Genomic DNA, 22,349 nt, shown 5'->3' on the forward strand with positions numbered 1-22,349 from the left:
TTGTTATTATTTAAGTTGTTCTACGTTGTATGCTATTAGTGCAAATGCAAAGCTGCCGCACCTAAAATATTACCATTCACCAGGGAAGACGCTTCAATTTTCAAAGTAGAAATTGCGCGTTTATATGCGAAAGTGTTCACTGTTCTCCACATACTTTCTGAATAAAAAGGGAAGGCTGCTTTTACTGCGCCACCAATAATAAAACACTCCGTGTCCAATGCATACAGGATCAATTTGATGGCTTCACCTAAATGCCTGCCAAAGTCGTTGTATATTTCAATAGCCGCTGCATCATTCGCCAGTGCGTTGTTATAGAGAATGTCTCCTTTTACATGATGCACCTGTTCAAAGAAACGGCCACTTACATAATACTCGATGTTTTTATCCAAGTATTTTATCATTCCAAATTCCCCGGCGCCGCCATATTTCCCGGTAACTAACTGGCTGTTCAGGATGATCCCTGTTCCCAGCCCCGTTCCTATTGTCAATCCTACCACGGATTCATGCGCACGCCCGCTTCCAAAATAAAATTCCCCCAATGCAAAACAGTTCGCATCATTCTCCATTTTCACCGGTAACTGATAACGCTGCGCTAAAACTTCCCGGAGATCTATTTCGTTCAATGAAGGAATATTAACAACATCATATAAAACTTTCGTGGATGGGTCTACCAAACCTGGAACGCCTATCCCGATTGCGGTTACATCGTCGTTGATTATTTTATCAATTACACTATAAATCTGTCCGGGTACATTTTCCTGTGCATAAAGGGGCTGGGAAATAACGGATGAAAGCACGCCGTCGCTCACTATACCTGCTCTCAGATTTGTTCCTCCCAGATCAATACCTATAACCATGTTAGTGTATATTTGATAAGAGAGCAGCAGCATCTGCATCTAAAAAGATAGTTACAGAAGAATGGTTGAGCAGCAAACTTCCCGGCAATTCATTGGTAGGCGGCTCTTCCAGCATCTTCTTCACAATTCCTGCCTTGTGTTTTCCGCTTACCATTAAAATAATATGCCTGCTTTCCAGTAACGTACCGAGTCCCAGCGTAATCCCTTCTTTCAATACCTGCGGCTGGTTAAAATATTTCTGACCTACCTGCATGGTTACCGGATGTAGTGTAACAATCTGCGCCCTGCCATCCGCGGCACAACCCGGCTCGTTCATGGCAATATGCCCGTTCATTCCCAAACCAAGTATGGCTACATCAATCCCGTTATACTGCGCAATAAACCGCTCGGCAGCTTCACACTCCTGCTGAAGAGCTGTAGCACGGCCATCAAAGAAGCAGATTTTATCTCCGGAAATATTCAGTGGCAGCAACAACTCTTTGTCGATGGAGTAACGGCAGCTTCCTTCATCGCTGCCGTTTAATCCTACCCACTCATCCAACCCTACAAAGCCCCACTGGGATACATCACTTTTTCTGTCTTTATATTTTTCCACCAGCACCTTATATAAACCAGCCGGCGTATCGCCGGAAGCAGGGCATAGTAAAGGCTTTTCACGCCCGGACATTAGTTCAGTTACCTGTTCTGCAACTGCTGCTGAAAGTTCCTGGTACGTGTTAAGTATGGTTAATTTCACAATTCCTGTATTAACGGTTAACTATGGCTTCAGCCAAAGGTCAATAGGTTTTTCTACTTGCTGATTAAACGGAAGATTGATTTTCTTTCCCTGCCCGGCAGATGCGTAAGCGGCATAAATGATTTCCAGAACAGCCCTTCCGTCCTTTCCGGTAACCAATGGTTCCCGGTTATGCTGTACGCAATCTACAAAGTGCTTTAACTCCTGGGGATATCCCTGGTTAAATGCTTCTTCAAACATGCAAAAACTCCAGCCTACAGTAGTATCCGTTTTTTCCATTGCATAGCCATATCCATTTTTGCTATAGGCCAGTACGGAATTGCCCGTAAACAGGTCGGCATACACTACTCCGTCCGTACCGTGAATTTCGCTCCGGTCATCCATGCCTCCCTGCTTTGCCCAGGAGTTTTCCACAACGCCTGTTACGCCATTTTCAAACTCTATAATTACGATGGAGTTGTCTTCTCCCTTAGTTCTTTCTTTATGTAAAACGGTTTTCATGGATGCCGTAACACTGAGTGCTTTGTTGTTTTTCAGCATCCACCTGAACCACGCAATGCCGTGGCACCCCATATCCATTAAAACGCCACCGCCGGATTGATCGATATTATAAAACCAATCGGAATGCGGACCAGAGTGCTTTTCCGATTGCTTTAACATATACACATCTCCAACAGCTCCCTCTTCCACCAGCTTCCGGGCACGCTCATATTTAGGCGCAAAGCAAAGTTCCTCCGCATACATTAATTTCACATTTGCTTTTTCACAGGCGGCAATCATTTCATCAGCTTCTTCCAGGGTAACAGCCAGCGGCTTTTCAATAATAATGTGCTTCCCGGCCGCTGCGGCTTTTAAGGTGGCTTCCTTGTGCAGAAAATTAGGCAGACAGATATCAACTACGTCGAAGTCAACATTACTGATCAAATCATCTATGGAAGAGAAGTGCTGCGCAATATGATGCTTAGCTGCAAAGGCTTTTGCCTTCTCTGCACTTCTTGTATAAACAGCTACCACCTCTGCTTCCGGCACAAACCGTTCATAACTTTCCAGGTGGATATCGGCAATAAATCCGGCTCCTAATATGGCTACTTTTACCCGTTTCATATTTTATATTCAAGAGGTTTACAAACTGTTACTCTACCCATTTATACATCCGCACATAGTCCACCTGCATGGCAGCAGGGAAAACGGTATCATCCACACCTTCCTTTCCTCCCCAGTTACCACCAACAGCAACATTTAACAACAAATAGAATCTTTTATCAAACGGCCATTCTGCGGCCGTTTTATGTTCATTGGCTACCTGGTAATATACTTTCCCGTCTAACAGGAAAGTGATATTTTCAGGAGTCCACTCTACTGCATAAACATGAAACTTGTCGTAGGGCCGCTTAATATAGATACCTTTTGTTTTTTGTGTTCCAATAACATGGTTATAGGATTTGCTATGCAAACTTCCGAAGATGCTGTCTTTCATGTAGCCAACATGTTCCATCACATCGATTTCCCCGCTTGCCGGCCAACCTCCGTATTCATCATCGGTCGACAGCATCCATATTGCAGGCCAGAGTCCCCTGCCTCCGGGAAGCTTTGCTTTAACTTCCAGCTTTCCATATTTCCAATCACCTTTTTCTTTGGTAATCATCCTTGCCGAAGTATATTTATTATCTCCGCTGCCGGTATTTCTTGCTGTGATGTACAAAGATCCGTTTTCCACTTTGGCATTGCTGGTGTCTGCAGCGGTGTATAGCTGCAGTTCATTATTTCCCCAGCCCGACCTGCCGGTTTGATATCCCCATTTTGTACTATCAGGCAACCCCTGGTAGTTAAATTCATCACTCCAGGCAAGCTGCCACTTTTTGTGGCGCTTTAAGGATTGAGATTGAGCTATACCCGAGCAACCAATTGTAATAAGCAACACTATTATATATTTCATCAGATTCAGATTCAATAGATATGTCGGTTAATAAAATTATTTAAGTCTTGGATTCACATCTTCCTGCGCCTGCGGAATGGGAATGTAGTCGCTTTGTCCCTTTACAAAGCCGGGGAGTACGGTTGCGGCCTGGTCTGTTCTTAACAGGTCATTGAATCTTTCTCCCCACCACTCACATATCAGTTCTGCATGGCGTTCATCCAGTAATTGCTGTAAGGTGACGTTGGAGATGGAAGCCAGTTTTACCCGGTTCCTGACCAGGTTTACCTGCGCATCGCCGCTTTGTCCCTTACGGATCTTCGCTTCCGCATTCATCAACAGTACCTCTGCATAACGCATGATCCGGACGTTGTTATTGGCTCCATAATAATCTACCCGGCTATCGGTCATTTGTGAACGGGGGTAATAAGCCTTTCCATTGAAGTATTTCTTCCGGGATGCGTTACCGGAGATCTTGTCGCCATCCGGTGTAAAGGAAAACGTATCAGGATTACCATCAATTCCGCAATACTGAATCGCTGTTTTTAAACGGATACTATCATTGCGTGATTTCAAAAAATCGACGGCTTTTTGTGTAGGCACCATCCAACCGGGACCTGTAATCACCGTGCTGAACGTATTTTCAGGACCCTGGAAGAAAAAGAAATTACCCCATTCTTCGCCGGGGCCGCCGGATATAACGATATCGCCGGTCGATTTTCCGAAATCGGAATACTGCAATTCTAAGATAGCTTCATCGCATAGTTTACCTGGCTTCTTAAACAACTGGTAATAATCGCTGAATAAAGAGAACTGGCCGCTGTTGATAATCTGGTTGGTACAATCCAATACAACATCCCAATAAGTACTACCACTGTTGTTACCAGCCAGGTCCATTGCTGCTTTGGCTTTTAACATCAACGCGGTGTATTTGGTAACGGCTCCTATATGTGTGGCAGCATTGGGCCTGGCATCTTCCAGGTTTGCAATGCAGAAATCCATTTCGGAAATAACATGCTTTTTCACATCTTCAACACTGCTTTTTGAAGCGGCGCCAAGATTGGTAGGATCATTACTTTCTATGCCTAGAATGGGTACTGCTCCAAAGGTCCTGGAAATCCAGAAATGCGCAAGCGCCCTGTAGAAACGAACTTCCGCCTGGTATTGTGCCAACTGCTTTGTTTTTGCCGCATCATTGGCGGGAATATTTTTTCCAAACTTTTCCAATTCGGCCAATGCGCTGTTCGCCCCAAGTACCACTGCATACATGCTGATCCACATGTCGTTAATGCCCCAGTAACTTTTAACCGTTACATCACTCTGGAAATTATGAATGGCTACCTGCCCTGCATCATCATTTCCCGGCGCTATATCATCACTGCGCTCAGAGCGGATCGCCACGCTTATCCATTTTGCAAAAGTGCCGCTGGCAGCAGTTCTGTAAACACCCGACACCGGCTGGTACATTAAAGACAAATCTGTATAATTGATGGTGGTTGCCTGCGCCTGATTTTCTAATGGCCGGTCTAAAAACTTAGAGCAACCAGAAGATAACAAAAATATTACGAGCAGAATTGATATATAGTTTTTCATGATTCTTTTTTTTGTTTTCCTATAACTGTTATTATAGCCTGAAGAGTTTGTTCATCCTAGAAAGTAGCCCTTACACCTAAGCTGTAAGTGGAGGAAACCGGGTAAACATTTGCATCATAACCAGAAACCGAATAACCAAAGGAAGTATTGGTGCCTACTTCAGGAGTAAAACCATTGTACTTGGTAAAAATAAACGGCCTGTCGGCAGTACCAAATACCCTCAGGGCAATGGGCGACTGCTTGCCTACATTAAAGTTATACCCAAGTTGAATATTCTGTACACGTAAATAAGCGCCGCTTTCTACAAAAAAGGAATTGCTCACTTTAAACCATCCCTGACCTAAAGCATACGCGGAAGGATATGCATTCGTTGAACCAGGACCGGTCCAGAGATTGCTGGCAAATTTTTCATCCAGGTTCAGCGACGTGGAAGCTTTGTAAAGCCGTCCCCGGTTGAGGTTCATAATTTTATTTCCTGATACACCCTGGAATGCCACGCTAAAATCAAAGCCCTTATAAGTAAGTCCAAAATTGAAACCATAAGTAACTTTTGGCAAATAGCTTCCCATATTGATGCGATCTTTATCGTCCAGGATGCCATCTCCATTCTGGTCCTTATACTTAGGGAAACCGGGAACAATCTGAGAGGTAGCCGATTGGTTATAATGGGCAGCAACCGGATCACCATCAACCTCCGCCTTCGTTTGGTAAACACCGATAAATTCGTAACCATAAAAATAATTGATGGGTTGCCCAACAACTATGCGGTTAGGAAACTCAGCTGTCCACTCCGGAAATCCACTTGTGGAGCTTGGAAGCGTTCCTAAGTTTGTAACTTTATTTTTTAAAGTCGACATATTGGCGCCTATCTGGTATCCTACGTTACCAATTTTATCATGCCAGTTTAACGCAATATCCCAACCACTGTTCACCATATCAGCCCAGTTGCCATAAATAGTAGTATAAGTAAAAGGGAATGGGCGATAGAGCGCTGCTTTAGTTGTTTTTCTGTTGTAATAATCAACAGATCCGTTTAATTTTCCTTTCAGCATTTCAAAATCAACACCTCCATCCCATTCTGTTACAACTTCCCAGGTGATATCTGTATAAAATCTGTTTACTGTATAGCCGGGCAGATATTGGCCATTGGCTGCTGCGGTACTACCAAAAACAGCGGAAGTGCTGTTGCCGGTTTTCACGATGGCATATCCCGCATTGGCATTTACACCGTCGTTACCAAGTTGTCCCCAGCTACCCCTGAGTTTCAAAAAGTCAAACACTTTCTGATTCCGCATAAATGCTTCTTTGCTGATTACCCATCCAAGACCTACGGAAGGGAAATAGCCCCATTTTGTCTGGTATTTTGAACTTCCGTCGGCCCGAAAAGTTGCTGTCAGTAAGTATTTATTATCAAAATCATAGGTGCCGCGTGTAAAGAATGAGATACCGGCGTTACGGGTACCATCTTCTTTATAATAAGCCGCATTCGGCGTTCCCTGGCTGGTATACCATGATTCCTCTACATCGGGTACATTATCTGCTTCTGTCCGGGTTTGACGCCATCTCTCTTCCCTGGTAGACTGCCCCAGCAACAGGCTCCAATGATGGCGGCCTTTACCATCCTTATAGGTAAGCAGGTTGTCCAGGATATAATTGGTAGTGCGTTCCTGGATAGAAGTCAGGTGAGATACGGTGGCATCGGCGCCAGGGCCCAGATTCCTTAAAGGGCTGTACTGGGTGCCAAGTAACGATCCATATATCTGGCTCAACTGGGACCGGAAAGTGAGTTTATTATCCCAAAAGCCTGCTTCTGCATACAGGGTTGGTAATATCTGAAATGCTTTTGACCGGTTATAATTATAATAGGCAGATGCCATTGGATTTTTATCATCCGATCTTCCAATAACGGAAGCCGCTGTGAACTTTACCGGGAAAGCATTCACATTGGTGCTGTCGTATACCGGGAATAAAGGGGAAGCTGTATAGGCATCCAGGAAAGCACCGCTGTTGGGCGTAAAAGTGATAGAATTATTAAAAATGGCCGAAAATCCTACTTTAAGCCAGGGAAAGGCTCTGGCTTCCAATTGAAGCCGACCGTTATATCTCTTAAAGTTATTCAGCGCATTCAAAATACCGTTTTGATAAGTATAGTTTAAACCTACTGAATAAGTTATTTTGTCACTGCCTCCCTGGATATCAATGCCATGATTTGTTATCAGGGCGCTTTTTCTTAAAATAACATCGTACCAATCCGTGCTGGTGGTTGGATTAAGCCCGCTGCCTCCAAATTTTTGAGAAGATAATAACACCGTACCACTGTCGGCGGTGGAACCTCTTTTCAGGGAGAAGTCGGTATATTGTTGTCCATTGGCCATTTTGAGAACGTTTGTTGGCTTCTGAACCCCTACATATGCATTATAAGTTACGCGGGTCTTCATGTTTAATTTCCCTTTCTTAGTGGTTATTAACACTACTCCGTTGGCCGCACGCACCCCATAAATCGCTGCAGCAGACGCGTCCTTAAGAACAGACATGTCAGCAATGTCATTGGGATTAAGGAAACTGATATCACTTACAAACATCCCGTCTACTACATAAAGTGGATTTTCATTATTAAACGATCCAACTCCTCTTATCCGGACATTGGGAGAACTACCCGGAACCCCGCTGGTTACTACCTGTACACCGGGAACGCTTCCCTGTAAGGCCTCCATTGGCGTAGCCGTAGTCCGCTTAAGCATATCGTCTGTATTTACAATCGATATCGGCGCCGTAAGGTCGCCTTTCTTCTGCGTGCCGTAACCTACCACTACTACCTCATCCAACCCGGTCAGGGACTCCCGCAGTTGAATATTTAAGACATTACCGGTAATAGCCACTACCTTACTGGCGTACCCTATTGCCGACACCATAATAGAATCCGAGCCGGGAGGTACCGAGAGCGTAAAAGCGCCGGTTTCGTTTGTTGTAGTACCTGTAGCGGTGCCTTTCACTCCTACCGAAGCCATGATGACAGGCGCATTTTTGTCATCAGTGACGGTACCCTTTATGATTTTGTTCTGGGCTTTGGTGGTTAAGTGGAAAATAGTGGAAAGCACAAGGAGGATAAAAATTCCTAAGAACCTTTTTTTCATACGTAAAATTTAATTTTTAACTCGTTCTCGAATGTGAATCGTGGAAAATCAAATGTAGGTTAGCCCGGCAGAAAATGTTAAGAAAACCCTACTACACTACTACATCTTATCGCGTAATTCCCTATTTTTAGGGCAAAACCAACTACTACAATACTACTACATCTGTTATGCGGGGGCTTGAAACATGAATAAGATGCTGCTTAATATCCTGTTTTTCTTTGGGCTGTTTTTGGTGAGCGGCACCACTGCATATGCCCAAAATGGCATCGGCATTCCTGCTGTTATCAACTATACCAAGTTTAATTACAACGGCGGTAGCCAGAACTGGGGCATAGGACAAGATAAACAGGGAGTAATGTATTTTGCCAATAATGAAGGCTTACTGAGGTTTGATGGCAGCCATTGGAAACTTTATCCGCTGCCTAATAATACAGTGATGTGGTCACTTGCGGTTAGTGATAACGGGAAAATATACGTTGGCGGCCAGGATGAAATAGGGTATTTTTCTCCCGGGCCCAATGGTATGCTCACATATACCTCCTTAAATAATAAGATCCCGGAACAATATAAAAAATTTGCAGATATATGGCATATTGCCATCCTGGGCAACCGGGTTTTCTTCCAGGCCGACGATCGCATCTTCGAGTATGACGAAAAGAACGTTCATACTTATATGGCCAATTCACAATGGCTTTTCATAGAACGTGCCGGTGAAAGCATCTATGCTTCAGATCGTGTTACAGGGTTACTACAACTAAACGACAATCAATGGACCCCGGTAGCGGATGGTAAAAAACTGGCCGGAGTGCTTATTGCCGGTATGTTCCAGATGGGCAAAGACAGTATCTTCATTGTTACCCGGACAAATGGCATCTTCCTGTTACATAACAACCTGATAACTTTACAAAACAACAACAGGCAAAATAATCTCTACATCAATTCTGCCGCTAAAATAAGTGAGGATGAATTTATTATAGCTACCTCCTCTGCCGGCTGCCTGGTGGTGAATATAAAAAAGGATACGTGGGAAAGCTTCTCCGACGAACAAGGACTCCAGAATAACAATGCGTTGAGCGTTTTTATGGACGCCGGTAAAAACTTATGGACCGGGTTGAACAGCGGGATTAGTTATATTAATTACAATTCCGCCATCAGGTACCTCCAGATCGGTAAAACAAACAACCTGCCCGGCTATTCAACCCGGATACTAAATGACAAGCTGTTTGTTGCTACCTCCAACGGACTGTATAGCGCCCCTTTGGCAAATAATGGGAACCATGTTACAAAAAATGATTTCTCCCTGGTAAAAAATACAGAAAACCGGGAGGCATGGAACCTCAACGAAGTGAATGGACATTTGTTGCTTGGCAACGACAATGGAAGCTATGAAATACAGGGAAACGAAGCCCGGCTGCTTTCGGGAGGCGCAGGTAGCTGGTATTTCCTCCCCCTGTCTTCGGTTTATCCGGCACAGGATATCATAGTAGGTACCTATTATGGCCTGAAACGGCTCCTGTACGAAGGCAATGATTTCAGGGACGAAGGAAAGATGGACGGCATGAATGATTCCTATCGTTTTATGGCATTGGATCATAACGGGGATGTGTGGGCCTCCCATCCCTATCGCGGTATCTATCGCTTTAGTCTTTCTCAGGACAAGAAAAAATACACCGCCCGTTTATACACCCTCAATGATGGCTTACCTTCTACCTTAAATAATTTTGTTTTCAAGATAAAAAATCAAATCATCTTTGCTACGGCCCGCGGACTCTACGAGTTTAATCCCCAAACAAATAAATTTTCTCCTTCCCCGTTTCTTTCAGATGTTTTCGGGAGAATGAAAGTACGTTATCTGACGGAAGACAAAGAAGGCAACATCTGGTTCTGCAACGAAAAAGGCACAGGGGTTGCGCATTTTTCTACAGCTGATGCTGTCAGCGCCCCTAAGGTCACTTATTTTCCGGAGCTAACCGGGCAGCTCCTGCCAAAATTTGAAAACATCTATCCTTATAATAAGGAAAACGTTTTTATTGGCTCAGAAAGAGGATTAATTCATCTTGATTATCAAAAATATTCTTCCGTAAAGCCCGGGCTGACCGTTTTCTTAGGACTGGTAAAAGCTATTGGTAAAACTGACAGCACCATCTTTGGCGGCTATGGCGGCACAGACAAACAGGTATTGCAATTGCCATCAGCTTACAATGCGTTTCATTTTGAATACAGCTCGCCATCATATGAATTCCAGAAGAATATTGAATATAGCTATCAACTGGAAGGCTACGACAATGACTGGTCGCCCTGGGATCCTAAAACGGAAAAAGACTATACCAACCTGTCAAACGGGGAATACACTTTTAAAATAAAAGCCCGGGACAACCAGAATAACGAATCCCCGGTTGTTTCTTACAGTTTTGTCATCAATGCCCCGTGGTATAAAACTATCTGGGCAATACTCTGCTATATCTCCATTTTCGCTGGTCTGTTATTTATGATGAACAAACATCAAAAGAATAAATTCCTCTCACAACAGAAAAAATTTGAAGAAGAACAAAAAAGACTGAAATACATCCACCACCTGGAATTGGAGAAAAATGAAAAGGAAATAATCAAGCTTCAAAATGAAAAATTAGAACAGGAAGTTTTTATCCAGAAAAAAGAATTGGCGAATGCAAGTATGCACCTGATGGAAAAAGACGATACCTTAACAAAAATAAAAGAAAAAGTTTCGCGTCTTAACAATGATACCACTAATAACAACGATATTAAAAGTATCACGGACCTGATCAAGGACACTGAAAAAAACAACGCCAACTGGGAAGTATTTGCTGCTCACTTTGATGAGTTAAATGATGGCTTTCTGAATAAACTGAAAAAGCAATATCCGCAGCTTACCAATTCCGATTTAAAAGTATGCACTTATATCAAGCTTAACCTCACAACAAAAGAAATGGCGCAATTGCTGAACATCACGGTTCGCGGCGTGGAAGTAAGCCGGTATAGGATAAGAAAAAAGATAGGCCTGCAAACAGAGCAATCGTTAAGTAACTTTTTAAACCAGATTTAAAGGCTAACCATCCTTCCATACGCCCGCCCCCTCACTTCTGTTTATTGCCGTAACCGTCAATAATAAAAATTAAAAAAATCTGATTTAATTGCCTATTTTATGTAAGTACTGCACAGGCATTTTGTTTTATGAGAACCCGTGAGAACCCGTAAGCGCTTTAAACCCTTAATAGGCACATTCTTATTCTATGACCCAAATTCTATCCACGATGACCCACAAAATCAAGTCCTCTTTAACCCGGGCTGCAATGCTCATTCCTCTATTACTATTGTTGATCATGCCTTCCACGGCCCAGATAGCATGGCCTGCTGGTCAGTTGCTGCCAACGTTTCCGGCAACAGCCAGCAACCTGGATCTGTTTTACAATAACGGAACGTCTCAACGGTCCTGGCGCTGGGAAGGGGAAGGCCCCGCCCTTAGCCATCATACCGGGCGCCTGGAAACCGATGGCTGGCTTTGCCAGGTTGGAATCGATGCGGCGAATGAACATATGATTTACGGGCCTTATGATAACAGCGTTACAGCGGGAGCCAATATTGCGGAGTTTAGAATGAAAACAGATAATAATACCGCCAACAATGATTCTATAGTGGATATCGATGTAAGGGATGCCACCACCGGTGCAATCCTTGCGTTTAAGGCAATTACCCGTCAGCAATTCCCCATAGCGTCCGATTACACAAGTTTCAAATTGCCTTTCACGATGCCGGCCGACAGTCACGCCATTGAACTGCGTGTATTCTGGAGAGGAGGGGCGTATATAAAAGTGGACTGGGTAGGTGTGCAGCAGGATAATGCCACCGCCGAAACCTATTTATTTGCCTCCCTGAAAGGCATCGTTAACAGCACACAGCCACGTCTCTTTTCCTATGAAGGCGATGCCTTTGCAGAAGGACCGTATACCTGGATGCAGTCTTTAGGTTTAACCTGGACCGAACATACCGACAGGTGGGAGCTTATCACCAAATACCGCAGCGAGGTATCCGGCCTGATCGTTTACGATCCGGCGCAGTCAGCCACGGTAAACCTGGCAACCATGCTTGCAAAAAATAAAAAGGCGCTCATTGCCTCGCCATCGTTATTATCACGCTTAACAGGCGCCCCTTATAACCTTCCGGTATTGCTCGATTTGCGTGGCCAGTTCACCAGTAACCTGCAGGTGTACCAAACCTTATATAACACCTATTGGCCAACGCTGGATCACCGGGTGTTAATAGGATTAAGTCCGGAAGTGCATCAGGGCTCCCTGCGGGAATACGCCACTGCCCTGGGCGCCGCAGTAATTTGGTTAGATCCGCGGGTAACGGGTGAAAGTGAACTGCTAAACAGCTTTTTATCCTCCATGCCGGCAGGAGCCTCCTTCATGGGTTGGTGGCCGGAAGAAGGTTCAGGTATAACCAGGGCATCCAGCTATGGTATAGCCACTGTTGCCAGTGATTATGCCACCAATTTAACGGTTCATAGCGGTATGCCCAGAACCGTCAACGTTAAACCGATACCTCCAAAACCAGCACTAAAGAACAAAATTTACGTGGCGTTTATATTAAGCGACGGGGATAACTTACAATATGTGGAGCACCTGATGCGCAAGCTCTGGAACAATCCTGACCGGGGCTCGGTTCCTATTGGATGGACTTTGTCCCCTGCAATGGTGGACGCCATGCCGGGAGCGTTAAACTTCTATCATCAAACTTCCACTAACAACGACAACCTGATTTCAGGCCCCTCGGGATACGGTTACGCCTACCCTAATAATTTCCCCAATCAAAATACACTCAACCAATTTGTTGCTAAAACCGAGGATTACAACAAACGGGCAGGGTTCCGGGTGGTTACCATCTGGAACACAATTACAGGTGGCATCAACCAAAATGTGGGTGAGAGCTTTGCCACCTATGCCCCATCATTACTTGGGTTAACCGCACAGAATACGGGCGGCCCTCTTAGCATCTATAACCAAACTTTGCCGGGAATGCCGCTTTCCTGTAACTATTGCACCGGGGAACAAGCCATGAAGGATGCCATTGCCGCTGCTTCCGCAGGATGGGATGGAGCATCGCCGAGGTTCATGATTATACAGGCGCAACCCTGGCAGGATGTGAAGCCTACAAATTTTAAGAACGTCATGAACTCGCTCGATTCAAATCATATCGTGGTGCGACCAGATCATCTTTTTCAATTGCTGCGTGAAAAAAACGGGCTTCCACCCGTTGATGCCGGTGATAGCCTGGGAACAGATATTACAGATCTGGGCGGGATATTAACCGCTCAATATCAAACGGGTTCTCCGGCAGGTGAAGAATATACAAACCTGACCGATAACAATCGTAACACCAAATACCTGACATTTAACCCTTCCGCATGGATCCAGTATCAGGCGCCATCCGGCTATGTAGTGAAAAGCTATAGGATCACTTCAGCAAATGACGCCCCGGAGCGGGATCCTATGAACTGGACGTTACAGGGGTCGGCAGATGGAAGCAGTTGGACCACTATTGATAGCCGTTCCAATGAAGATTTCCCCTATCGTAACCAAACAAGAATTTTCAACATTAACAATAATACGGGGTATACATTTTATAGATTAAATCTGTCAAATAACACCGGAACAATGCTCCAGTTGTCGGAGATCGAATTGTTTGGCGAACCATCACCGGGTCTGAACAATATGCGTATCAATGTCCTGGCAGGGCCGGAAAACCCCAACCAGCTGAAGGGCACAAAACAGGGTATTTCGCTGTATCCCAACCCGGTTGGCGCCAGGCTCTATATCAGCGGGCTAAATAACAACGCCCATCTTGAGGTGTATGATAATGATGGTCAGCGTATGAAAACGGCATTGGGTATGTCTATTAACATTGCTGAACTGATACCGGGCACCTATTACTTAAAAGTCAGATCAGCACAGATAAATCATACTTATAAGTTTGTTAAGCAATAGTTGCAGGCCCCTGGTCCGAAAGAAAACCCGCTCCGTGAGTGGGTTTTCTTTTTTTGCCAATGCCTGATATCCATTTCCCATCAGAAGGCTTAAATAAAAGGCCATCATGCTAATTCTGTATCATTACCAGGTACCTGTAATGCTGCGCCGTGAGTAGGCCCATTATAGGATAAGCCGTAGATAAGCCGTATATAACCCGTATATAAGCCATAGATAACCCGTACCTATAGAGATACGGCTTATCTCCGGCTTATCCCTATCTTTTCTATAAATATAGTCCGGGTTATCCTGTAATAGGCCCTAACGCAAATACGCCTGGCGCCACAATTGGGAATACCAAAATGGTTAATTTAGATCCTACTATTGTTGGGAAATATAAAGTCGACGAAAGCAATTTATTATGACAGATGAAAGGCAAACCATATACGACGTAATCATCATTGGCGGCGGACAAAGCGCTTTATCCGTGGCATATTATCTCCGCCGGACCACGCTGAAATATATCATGCTGGATGCGGCGCCCCTTCCGGGCGGCAGCTGGCAGTACACCTGGAAATCTCTTTCCCTGTTCTCCCCGGCGCAATGGAGCTCCCTTCCGGGTGTTTTTATGCCGGGTGGTCAGCACCACTATCCCAGCCGCGCGGAAACCATCACCTATTTACAGGAGTATGAATTACGGTATAAATTCCCGGTAGCAAGACCCGTAAAGGTTACATCAGTAGTTAAAAAGGAAGATACTTTTGTTTTAACCACCACCGCCGGTTATTATTACGCAAAAGCTATTGTAAGCGCTACCGGCAGCTATGCCAATCCCTTCATTCCGGATATTCCCGGAAGCGCCTCTTTTAAGGGTACTGTACTTCACTCTTCACAGTACCGGGAGCCGGAAGATTTTTCAGGGAAACGCGTGGCCATTGTGGGAGAAGGCAACTCCGGCGCGCAAATCCTGGCGGAGGTTTCCAAAGTAGCATCTGCCCTGTGGATCACGCGGCAACCACCCGAATTTTTACCGGATGATATTGACGGCAAATATCTCTTTGATGCGGCTACCCAGCTATACCAGGCCAAACAACAAGGCAGGGATTACCAGCCTCCTTCGCTGGGGCACATTGTAATGGTGCCTCCTGTAAAAGAAGCCAGGGAAAGAGGCGTATATCAACATTTCCTTCCCGCATTCGATCATTTCTACCCCGATGGAATTGCATGGAATACAGGCCAACAGGAAGCCGTGGATGCCGTTATTTTTTGTACAGGATTCCGGCCCGCATTGGCGCATCTGGCTCCATTGGGAATAATACAACCGGATGGCAGGATTAAAACAAACGGAACAAAAGCAACAGGTATTACCGGCCTCTGGTTAACCGGCTATGGATCATGGACAGGCTTTGCTTCTGCCACACTTATCGGTGTAGGCAGAACGGCTAAGCAAACCGTGGAAGAACTGAGTAGCTTCCTGCAGCCTGCATAAAAAGCGCCTCCTTACTCCGCCTTAAACGACAGCCCCTTTTCTTTCAGCGCATTGCGCAACTTTGGCAATGAGCTTTTTCCCATTCCATGAAGCGCCAGTATAGCTGCTTCGCTGAATTTGGAAAGCTGCTGTATGGTTGTGATGCCTTTACTCTCCAATGCGCGGCGCGCGGGTGCGGAAAGGGAAGCAAAAAGATCTCCCGGAGCAGCAGTATGCCTGGCGGCATTTTTTGCCAGGCTTTCTTTCACCCTGAACTTTACTATTTTATTGATTAAAGAAATAGGGAGAGGGCGGTCCAATGGAAACTGAACGGCGCCTTTGGAATTCTTATAAACGGAAAGCTCTTTTTCAAATGCTTTAATGCCGGAGGCGCCGGGGTAAAAGCCAATGTGATGTTTATATCCTGCAAAATGAACGAGGTTGCCGTTTAAAGTAAAAGTTGGAATACCATAACCGATTTTCTCTCCTGCTTCAGGTACAATTTTCCTGATAGCCGCCCTCATTTGCTGCAGCAGCGCCTGGGTTTCCTCCGGAAAACCGGCGATATACTGATCAATGTCGCTTACTGTTTTCATATCGCTGAATTCTTTCTGAAAATTAGTATAATCCTGCTGTTCTCACGGGGTACTAACACGACATTATACGGGTCATTTGCGACTTAGGTATCGTTTCTTCATTCTGCATTCCAACTCCGGATAAAATAAACATATTCCGGAAGAAACACCGATTTTTGATAAAATCATTCATCATGAAAGCCGTCGTTATTACCAAACCGGGTGGTCCGGAAGTATTGCAGCTACAGGAATATCCGGCGCCGGTGCCCGGGCAGGAAGAAGTGCTGATTAAAGTACATGCAGCCGGTCTTAACCGGGCGGATTTGTCGCAACGCGAAGGCAGGTACCCGGCGCCTCCGGGCGTGCCGGCAGATATTCCCGGGTTGGAGGTGGCCGGCACCGTGGTTAGTAGTGGCGAAAGCGTTACCATGTGGTCGCCCGGCGATAAAATATGCGCGTTACTGGCGGGAGGTGGCTATGCGGAATATGTGACCGTAAAAGAAGGGCAATGCCTCCCTGTTCCCGAAGGGCTCAGCTTTGCCGAAGCGGCCAGTTTGCCCGAAACCGTTTTCACCGTATGGAGCAATGTTTTTCAACGCGGAAAACTAACGCCGGGCGAAACCCTGCTGATTCACGGAGGTTCCAGCGGCATTGGCATTACTGCCATACAACTGGCACACGCATTAAACAATAAAATATGGGTAACAGTGGGTACGGAAGAAAAAGGGGAAGCCTGTATCAGGCTGGGCGCCACACAATATATCAATTACAAAAAACAGGATTTTGAGAAAGCACTCGCCACAACAGGAATAGATGTGATACTGGACATGGTGGGTGGAAAATATCTAGGTAAAAATCTTACTATCCTTAACCCCGAAGGGCGGCTGGTATATATCAACTCAATGGAAGGCAACCTGGCGGAAGTAAATATTTCCACGGTGATGCAAAAACGTATAACCATTACCGGTAGTACGCTCCGGAGCAGGGAATACAGTTATAAAAAAGCATTGGCGGCCGATATCCACCAACACGTATGGCCGCTGATAGCAGCGAAAAAATTCCTGCCGGTGGTATACGCCACCTTTCCGTTTAAAGAAGCCGCAGAAGCGCACCGGCTGATGGGCAGCAGTGAACACATAGGTAAAATTGTATTGGTAAATGAATAAAAACAAAAGGTGTACTGTTGATAGTACACCTTTTGTTTTATTATTTTAGTAAGATATTAAAAGCGGTAACCGATCGTCATCCTGAAATTGCGGCGCGCCTCTACTATATAATTGTAAAACCCGGTGGAAGTAGTAGGAATAGAAGCAGCAGTAAGCAGCCGCTGATTATCCAGCAGGTTATTCACCAGTACTGCAATACTATACTTTCCTTTAACGTAATTTAAACCGGCATCCGTACGGAAGTAATTGGGAATGCTGAACACCTTTGTGGCGCTTCCTACGTAGCGGTCGGCCATCCACTGGATACCGCCTGTTACGCCAAATCCGTTCAACACACCTTTACCGATGCGGTAGTTCAGCCAGGCGTTGGTAATATGCGTAGCTGTATTAGGCGTTATATTACCTACTGTTTTCGTTGTGGCTGTTGGCGATTCTTTGGAGATCTTTGAATCGGTATAAGCATAGTTCAACGTGGCATTCAAACCCGGTAGTATTTCCCCGGCGATGTCAATTTCCACGCCTTTGGTAAGCGTTTCGCCGAGTTGCTCCTGTACATCAGCACCACGACTGTCTTTCATATTCAGGCTTACAAGCGAGTTTTGCCTGGCGATGCGATACACAGTGGCAGATGTCACCCATCTTCCTTCAAACCATTCTTTCTTCACACCAGCTTCTACATCTACCCCTTTAATAGGTTTAAATGCGTTCTGGTTGGAGTCAGCACCCGGCACAGGTACAAACGACTGATCAAACAAACCATAGATCGTAGTAGATTTATCTATAGAGTAACTCAAACCAACACGGGGCGTAAATACATTATCCTTTATGGCCAGTGCTTTGGTTTTGCCAACAGTTTCTGCATAAGTAAAACGACCTGCGAGCGACAAACGCAGCTTGTTGTTAAAAAATCCCAGTTCATCCTGTATATAGGCAGAGGTGTAGTTTACGGAGCTTACATAGTTACTGCCGCCCGCTCTTGTTTTTACACTCTGGCTGCGGTCTATCGTGGGCAGGGTACCAATAGGAATACTGTATACAGGGTTATATACATTGAATTTCTTATCGCCTACCATATCGATATTGGCCAATGATCTGAAATCTCCCCAAAACTTTTTATTCCCCATATCCACACCCGCCAGAATCCTGTGACGTACCGTACCGGTATACTCTTCGCCGGAAATGGAAGCCTGCGCAAAACGGTTTTCCCCCGCTTCATCCGCCACACTGAAAGTTCTGCCCATATTTCCCGCGCTGTCTATATTGGAAGCCCAGATACTGTTTGCCTCCATACCGAAGTTGAAATAAGCTACCTGCGCATGTGCTTCCCATTTATCATTCATCTTATGATCGAAATACAGGTATACACTATGATCCTTCAATTTGCCCGGTGTGAGGGAGGGATCACCATAAAAGAAATCATTGGAGATATCTTCATCCAGCAATTTAATTTTGGAGAAAACATAGTTCCCATTCGCCAGGTAAGTTGATCCCTGGTAGGTATATTCCAGCGTAACAGAAGTGCGGTCATCTACCAAATATTTTAATACCGGCGCAAACAGGTAACGGTTGTTGAAGTTGTATTTGGTATAGTAATCCTTCTGCTGACCGGCCACATTCAAACGGTACAGCAGTTTACCATCTTTGCTTAGTTTACCATCAAAGTCGAGGGCCGCGCGGTAAGTGCTGAAACTACCCATGCTGATGCTGGCAGCTCCTTTGGTAACACCCGTAGGCTTTTTGGTAACCACGTTGTAAAAGCCACCGGGTTCGCCACCTGCCAGCATAAAGCCTGCCGGTCCTTTCACAAATTCAACCCGGTCAATCATAGCGGCATCTTCTGCGGTAGGTCCCCAGCTGGCTTCTATGTTCATGCCATTTCGGAAAGCAGGGATCTTGGAACCACGCATCCTGATATTCGCATACTGATTATCCCAATGCCCCACACGTGTGGCCCCGCTTACATTACGGGTGATGCCATCTACGAGGTCAAATGCCTGCTGGTCGGCAATTACATTGGCAGATATTACCTGGATATTCTGCGGCACCTCGAGGATGGGCGTTCTCAATCGCAGTGATCCGGAAAGACTGTCGTTCTTATACCGGTTTCTTGCACCACTCACAATTACTTCTTTCAATTGTTTATCGGAAGCTTCCAGTTGCAGTTTTACCTGCACAATCTGATCCTGTTCTACAGTTATTTCCTGCGACATTGTTTTATACCCGATCAGCATTACCTGCAAAGTATATTTTCCAGGCATCAGCTTTTTGAATACAAACTCTCCTTTTTCATTGGTAAGTGTGCCACGGTTTTTTTCTTTGATCTGCACCGCTACATAAGCCGCCGGCGTGCCGTCTGACGTAACTACCAAACCCTTAATAGCAGATAAAGGCTCAGTAACAGCCGATACATTTATGGAAAAGCAAACAGCACATAGAAAGCATAAGTACACCGTTATCCGGTTGATAAATGAAAACATATAGGTCGGTTAATTCTGTTTAGAAATTCAGGCGCAAAATTAATTACGATACACCGGGCAAGGTTACGGATTCGGGAAAAAGGTTTACGCGATACGGAAAAAACGTTTTAGCACATGGCGCACCAGGCAGATATAAATACCCGCTATATATCCCTAAACAGGTATTTATACCCGTTTTCAGAAACACTCATTTACACTCTTATCCAGGCCGGCAGATCAATAGACTTTTGTGAAGAAGAATGTGCAGCTGCCAGCACAGAAAAAAACAGGTCGGCCAGGCTTGACAATAAGCAGGGGGTGGAACCGAAAAACCATAACAGAGTAGGACCAAAAAATACACTTATGAATCTCGGATTAACAATGCGCTGGGGATATAGCGCGCTTCAATTCAATGGAACTTCGTATGCTCATTTCCCATCCGGCCTCCTTAACAACATGAAGTCGTTTACTTTCGAAGCAACGATCCTTTCAACAACACCAACAGGGACCATTCTTTGCAATGCATCAATGGGTACCGGCGTTTACTTCAACTTCTCCATTTCCGACGGGTACCTTTATTTCGAGGCACTGAATAATAACCAAAAGTGGTTCCATGTAACATCTACAACGCTGCTATCACTACAGGAATGGCACCAGGTGGCAGTTACTTTTGATAGTGACAGGCAATTGATCACGCTATACCAGGATGGAGTGGAAGCAGGTAGTACCGCCGTACAGGGAGTTCCTTACCAGGCCATACCGCTTCATACCTATATCGGCGTTGGAAAAACCCAGACCTCAACCGGGTACCAGAAATTCTTCAATGGACAAATGGCACGTGTAGCCATTTGGAAATCGGCCCGCAGCGTTTTTGAAATCGTGGAAGATGCACTGGCTATTATTCCACCCCCGGCAAGAACAACTGATCTCGTTTTATGGACAGACTTCACGGAAATGCCAACTGAAGACCGTTCCGGTAATGCTATTGAGATCTCCTACAGTACGCCTCCACCCAGTTATGTTTACAGTATCCCTTCGGTAGGGGTAACAGAAAATGGCGCTATTGATTGCGGTGTCTATCCGGATTATAATTTCGGTGGCTATCACCCATATACCATTGAGGGCTGGTTCAACCCCTCCTCCACAGCGGATTTGGCGGTACTCGTAGCCTTTGAAAAAGATTTGCATTGGCAATACTATATCCAGTACGATAAACTCAACCAGCGCATCATTGCAAAACGGAATTCAGATGGACAAGCCATCTATTCCAAGGAACAAATCACGGAAGGACGTTTCTATCATTTTGCCGTTTCCTATAACGGCGATACAAAAATGATGAGCCTCTACGTAAACGGGAACCTGCAAACAGCTGAATATTTTCCCGGCGGTGTAGCGAATGTTGCCCAGGGAAGATTGATATTAGGCGGAATTGGCTTCACCGGTTACTTTCAAAACGTTCGTTTATGGAAAGATTGCCTGGATCAGGCAGAACTACGCCAATGGATACTGAATGATGTGATTACCGATCCAAGACTGGTAGCCAACTTCGATTTCACCACTACTCCACCGATGGATTCAATGGGCCATACTGTTCAACTATTGGGCGATGCCGCCAACATGATGGCAACAACTACCCTTGAGCTGGCAGACAGAAAAGCCCAGCTGGGTGTTTCTATGCCTATCAATTCCAGCTACTTTAACAATGTGGAAGAAAAACCCCTTCCTCTTCCAACAGTCATAAAACCTGCTGTTCAGCCTGAACTATCCTCCGCTGTTCATAAGGAAAAAACATTTACAGACCTGGTAAGCTTCTGGAAGCTGGATGAAGAAAAACAAAATGCTTTCCGGGAAGTATTTGAAAAAGCATATGCACAGGCAGAAGAAATGCTCTCAGAGAATGAAAATCTCCGGAAAGTTTATACAAGAACAGATGAAAATGGAAGAACAAAGATCATATACCACGACCTTCGTGGAGACACACTTATTTATGACCGTCCAATAGGAGAAGTAACTGACTGTACTATCTGGTGGATAACTTTTACCTTCGCCATCTCCGTTAAATTTTTGGGCATATTCCTTCCGCTTCCGGTTTTCTCGCCCTACAACCAGATTCCCACTAAAATTTTCAATCTTGTTGTCAGGAATGCAAAGCTGTTGGCAAAAATCACCGCTTTGGTCGGCACTACCATCTCCGTTGCTTCCGGGTTGGGTATTATAACAGAAATGCATCGTGAAAAGGTTTTATGGCCCATTTTAAAATTCCTTATAGTCTCGGCGGGTTGGTTTGGCCTGACTGCTATCCTTACAAGAGCTTTTACGTTGGCAACCGGCATAGTAGCAGCAGAAATACTGGCGAAGTTTATTGTATGGGCTGCACAGTTGACGAAGCTTTCACTGGAATATAACGGTAACTGTGGAAAATTGGCGGAGAAAGCAGCACAGGGTTAAAACAAGAAGAGGCTGTA

At 45.1% G+C, this 22,349-nt stretch carries 13 protein-coding genes; 5 read left to right on the forward strand and 8 right to left on the reverse strand.

What is annotated here, in order from left to right; all coding sequences use genetic code 11:
- Positions 1-35 precede the first annotated feature (35 nt).
- Genes B5Z18_RS10120 through B5Z18_RS10145 form a run of 6 tightly spaced genes read right to left on the reverse strand, consistent with a single transcriptional unit; the run spans position 36 to position 8,235 of the window.
- A complete protein-coding gene (locus B5Z18_RS10120) occupies positions 36-857 on the reverse strand; it encodes an ROK family protein (protein ID WP_235015899.1) in 822 nt (273 codons plus the stop codon).
- 1 nt (position 858) lies between these two features.
- Positions 859-1,593: a glucosamine-6-phosphate deaminase gene (locus B5Z18_RS10125; protein ID WP_079469237.1), complete on the reverse strand. Its 735-nt coding sequence runs from the start codon at positions 1,591-1,593 to the stop codon at positions 859-861.
- 21 nt (positions 1,594-1,614) lie between these two features.
- Positions 1,615-2,697 (reverse strand): Gfo/Idh/MocA family protein, encoded by a 1,083-nt coding sequence (locus B5Z18_RS10130; protein ID WP_079469238.1) that lies wholly within the window; start codon positions 2,695-2,697, stop codon positions 1,615-1,617.
- A 28-nt stretch (positions 2,698-2,725) separates the two neighbouring features.
- Positions 2,726-3,529, reverse strand: coding sequence for a glycoside hydrolase family 16 protein (locus B5Z18_RS10135; RefSeq protein ID WP_079470030.1), 804 nt, complete (start codon positions 3,527-3,529; stop codon positions 2,726-2,728).
- Between the two features lie 36 nt (positions 3,530-3,565).
- Positions 3,566-5,101 (reverse strand): RagB/SusD family nutrient uptake outer membrane protein, encoded by a 1,536-nt coding sequence (locus B5Z18_RS10140; RefSeq protein WP_079469239.1) that lies wholly within the window; start codon positions 5,099-5,101, stop codon positions 3,566-3,568.
- A 56-nt stretch (positions 5,102-5,157) separates the two neighbouring features.
- Complete coding sequence (locus tag B5Z18_RS10145) at positions 5,158-8,235, reverse strand: SusC/RagA family TonB-linked outer membrane protein (RefSeq protein ID WP_079469240.1); 3,078 nt, start codon at positions 8,233-8,235, stop codon at positions 5,158-5,160.
- Between the two features lie 193 nt (positions 8,236-8,428).
- Here B5Z18_RS10145 and B5Z18_RS10150 point away from each other — a divergent pair, with 193 nt between their 5' ends.
- The 3 genes from B5Z18_RS10150 to B5Z18_RS10160 all read left to right on the forward strand — a co-directional run bounded on the left by B5Z18_RS10150 (position 8,429) and on the right by B5Z18_RS10160 (position 15,708).
- Complete coding sequence (locus B5Z18_RS10150) at positions 8,429-11,299, forward strand: ligand-binding sensor domain-containing protein (RefSeq protein WP_159454258.1); 2,871 nt, start codon at positions 8,429-8,431, stop codon at positions 11,297-11,299.
- A 247-nt stretch (positions 11,300-11,546) separates the two neighbouring features.
- Positions 11,547-14,240, forward strand: coding sequence for a T9SS type A sorting domain-containing protein (locus B5Z18_RS10155; RefSeq protein ID WP_235015900.1), 2,694 nt, complete (start codon positions 11,547-11,549; stop codon positions 14,238-14,240).
- A 400-nt stretch (positions 14,241-14,640) separates the two neighbouring features.
- A complete protein-coding gene (locus B5Z18_RS10160) occupies positions 14,641-15,708 on the forward strand; it encodes an ArsO family NAD(P)H-dependent flavin-containing monooxygenase (RefSeq protein ID WP_079469242.1) in 1,068 nt (355 codons plus the stop codon).
- An 11-nt stretch (positions 15,709-15,719) separates the two neighbouring features.
- Here B5Z18_RS10160 and B5Z18_RS32785 read toward each other — a convergent pair whose 3' ends face one another.
- Positions 15,720-16,283, reverse strand: a complete 564-nt coding sequence (locus tag B5Z18_RS32785; protein WP_079469243.1) for a DUF1801 domain-containing protein — start codon at positions 16,281-16,283, stop codon at positions 15,720-15,722.
- A gap of 173 nt (positions 16,284-16,456) precedes the next feature.
- Here B5Z18_RS32785 and B5Z18_RS10170 point away from each other — a divergent pair, with 173 nt between their 5' ends.
- Positions 16,457-17,428 (forward strand): NAD(P)H-quinone oxidoreductase, encoded by a 972-nt coding sequence (locus B5Z18_RS10170; protein ID WP_079469244.1) that lies wholly within the window; start codon positions 16,457-16,459, stop codon positions 17,426-17,428.
- 56 nt (positions 17,429-17,484) lie between these two features.
- Here the strand turns inward: B5Z18_RS10170 and B5Z18_RS10175 are convergent, their stop codons facing one another.
- Positions 17,485-19,797, reverse strand: coding sequence for a TonB-dependent receptor (locus tag B5Z18_RS10175; RefSeq protein WP_235015901.1), 2,313 nt, complete (start codon positions 19,795-19,797; stop codon positions 17,485-17,487).
- Positions 19,798-20,247: 450 nt separating this feature from the next.
- Between B5Z18_RS10175 and B5Z18_RS10180 the strand changes: the two genes are divergently transcribed.
- A complete protein-coding gene (locus tag B5Z18_RS10180; RefSeq protein ID WP_159454260.1) occupies positions 20,248-22,332 on the forward strand; it encodes a LamG domain-containing protein in 2,085 nt (694 codons plus the stop codon).
- Positions 22,333-22,349: the final 17 nt, after the last annotated feature.

Origin of the sequence: Chitinophaga ginsengisegetis (assembly GCF_900168065.1) — a bacterium.
Taxonomy (GTDB): domain Bacteria; phylum Bacteroidota; class Bacteroidia; order Chitinophagales; family Chitinophagaceae; genus Chitinophaga; species Chitinophaga ginsengisegetis.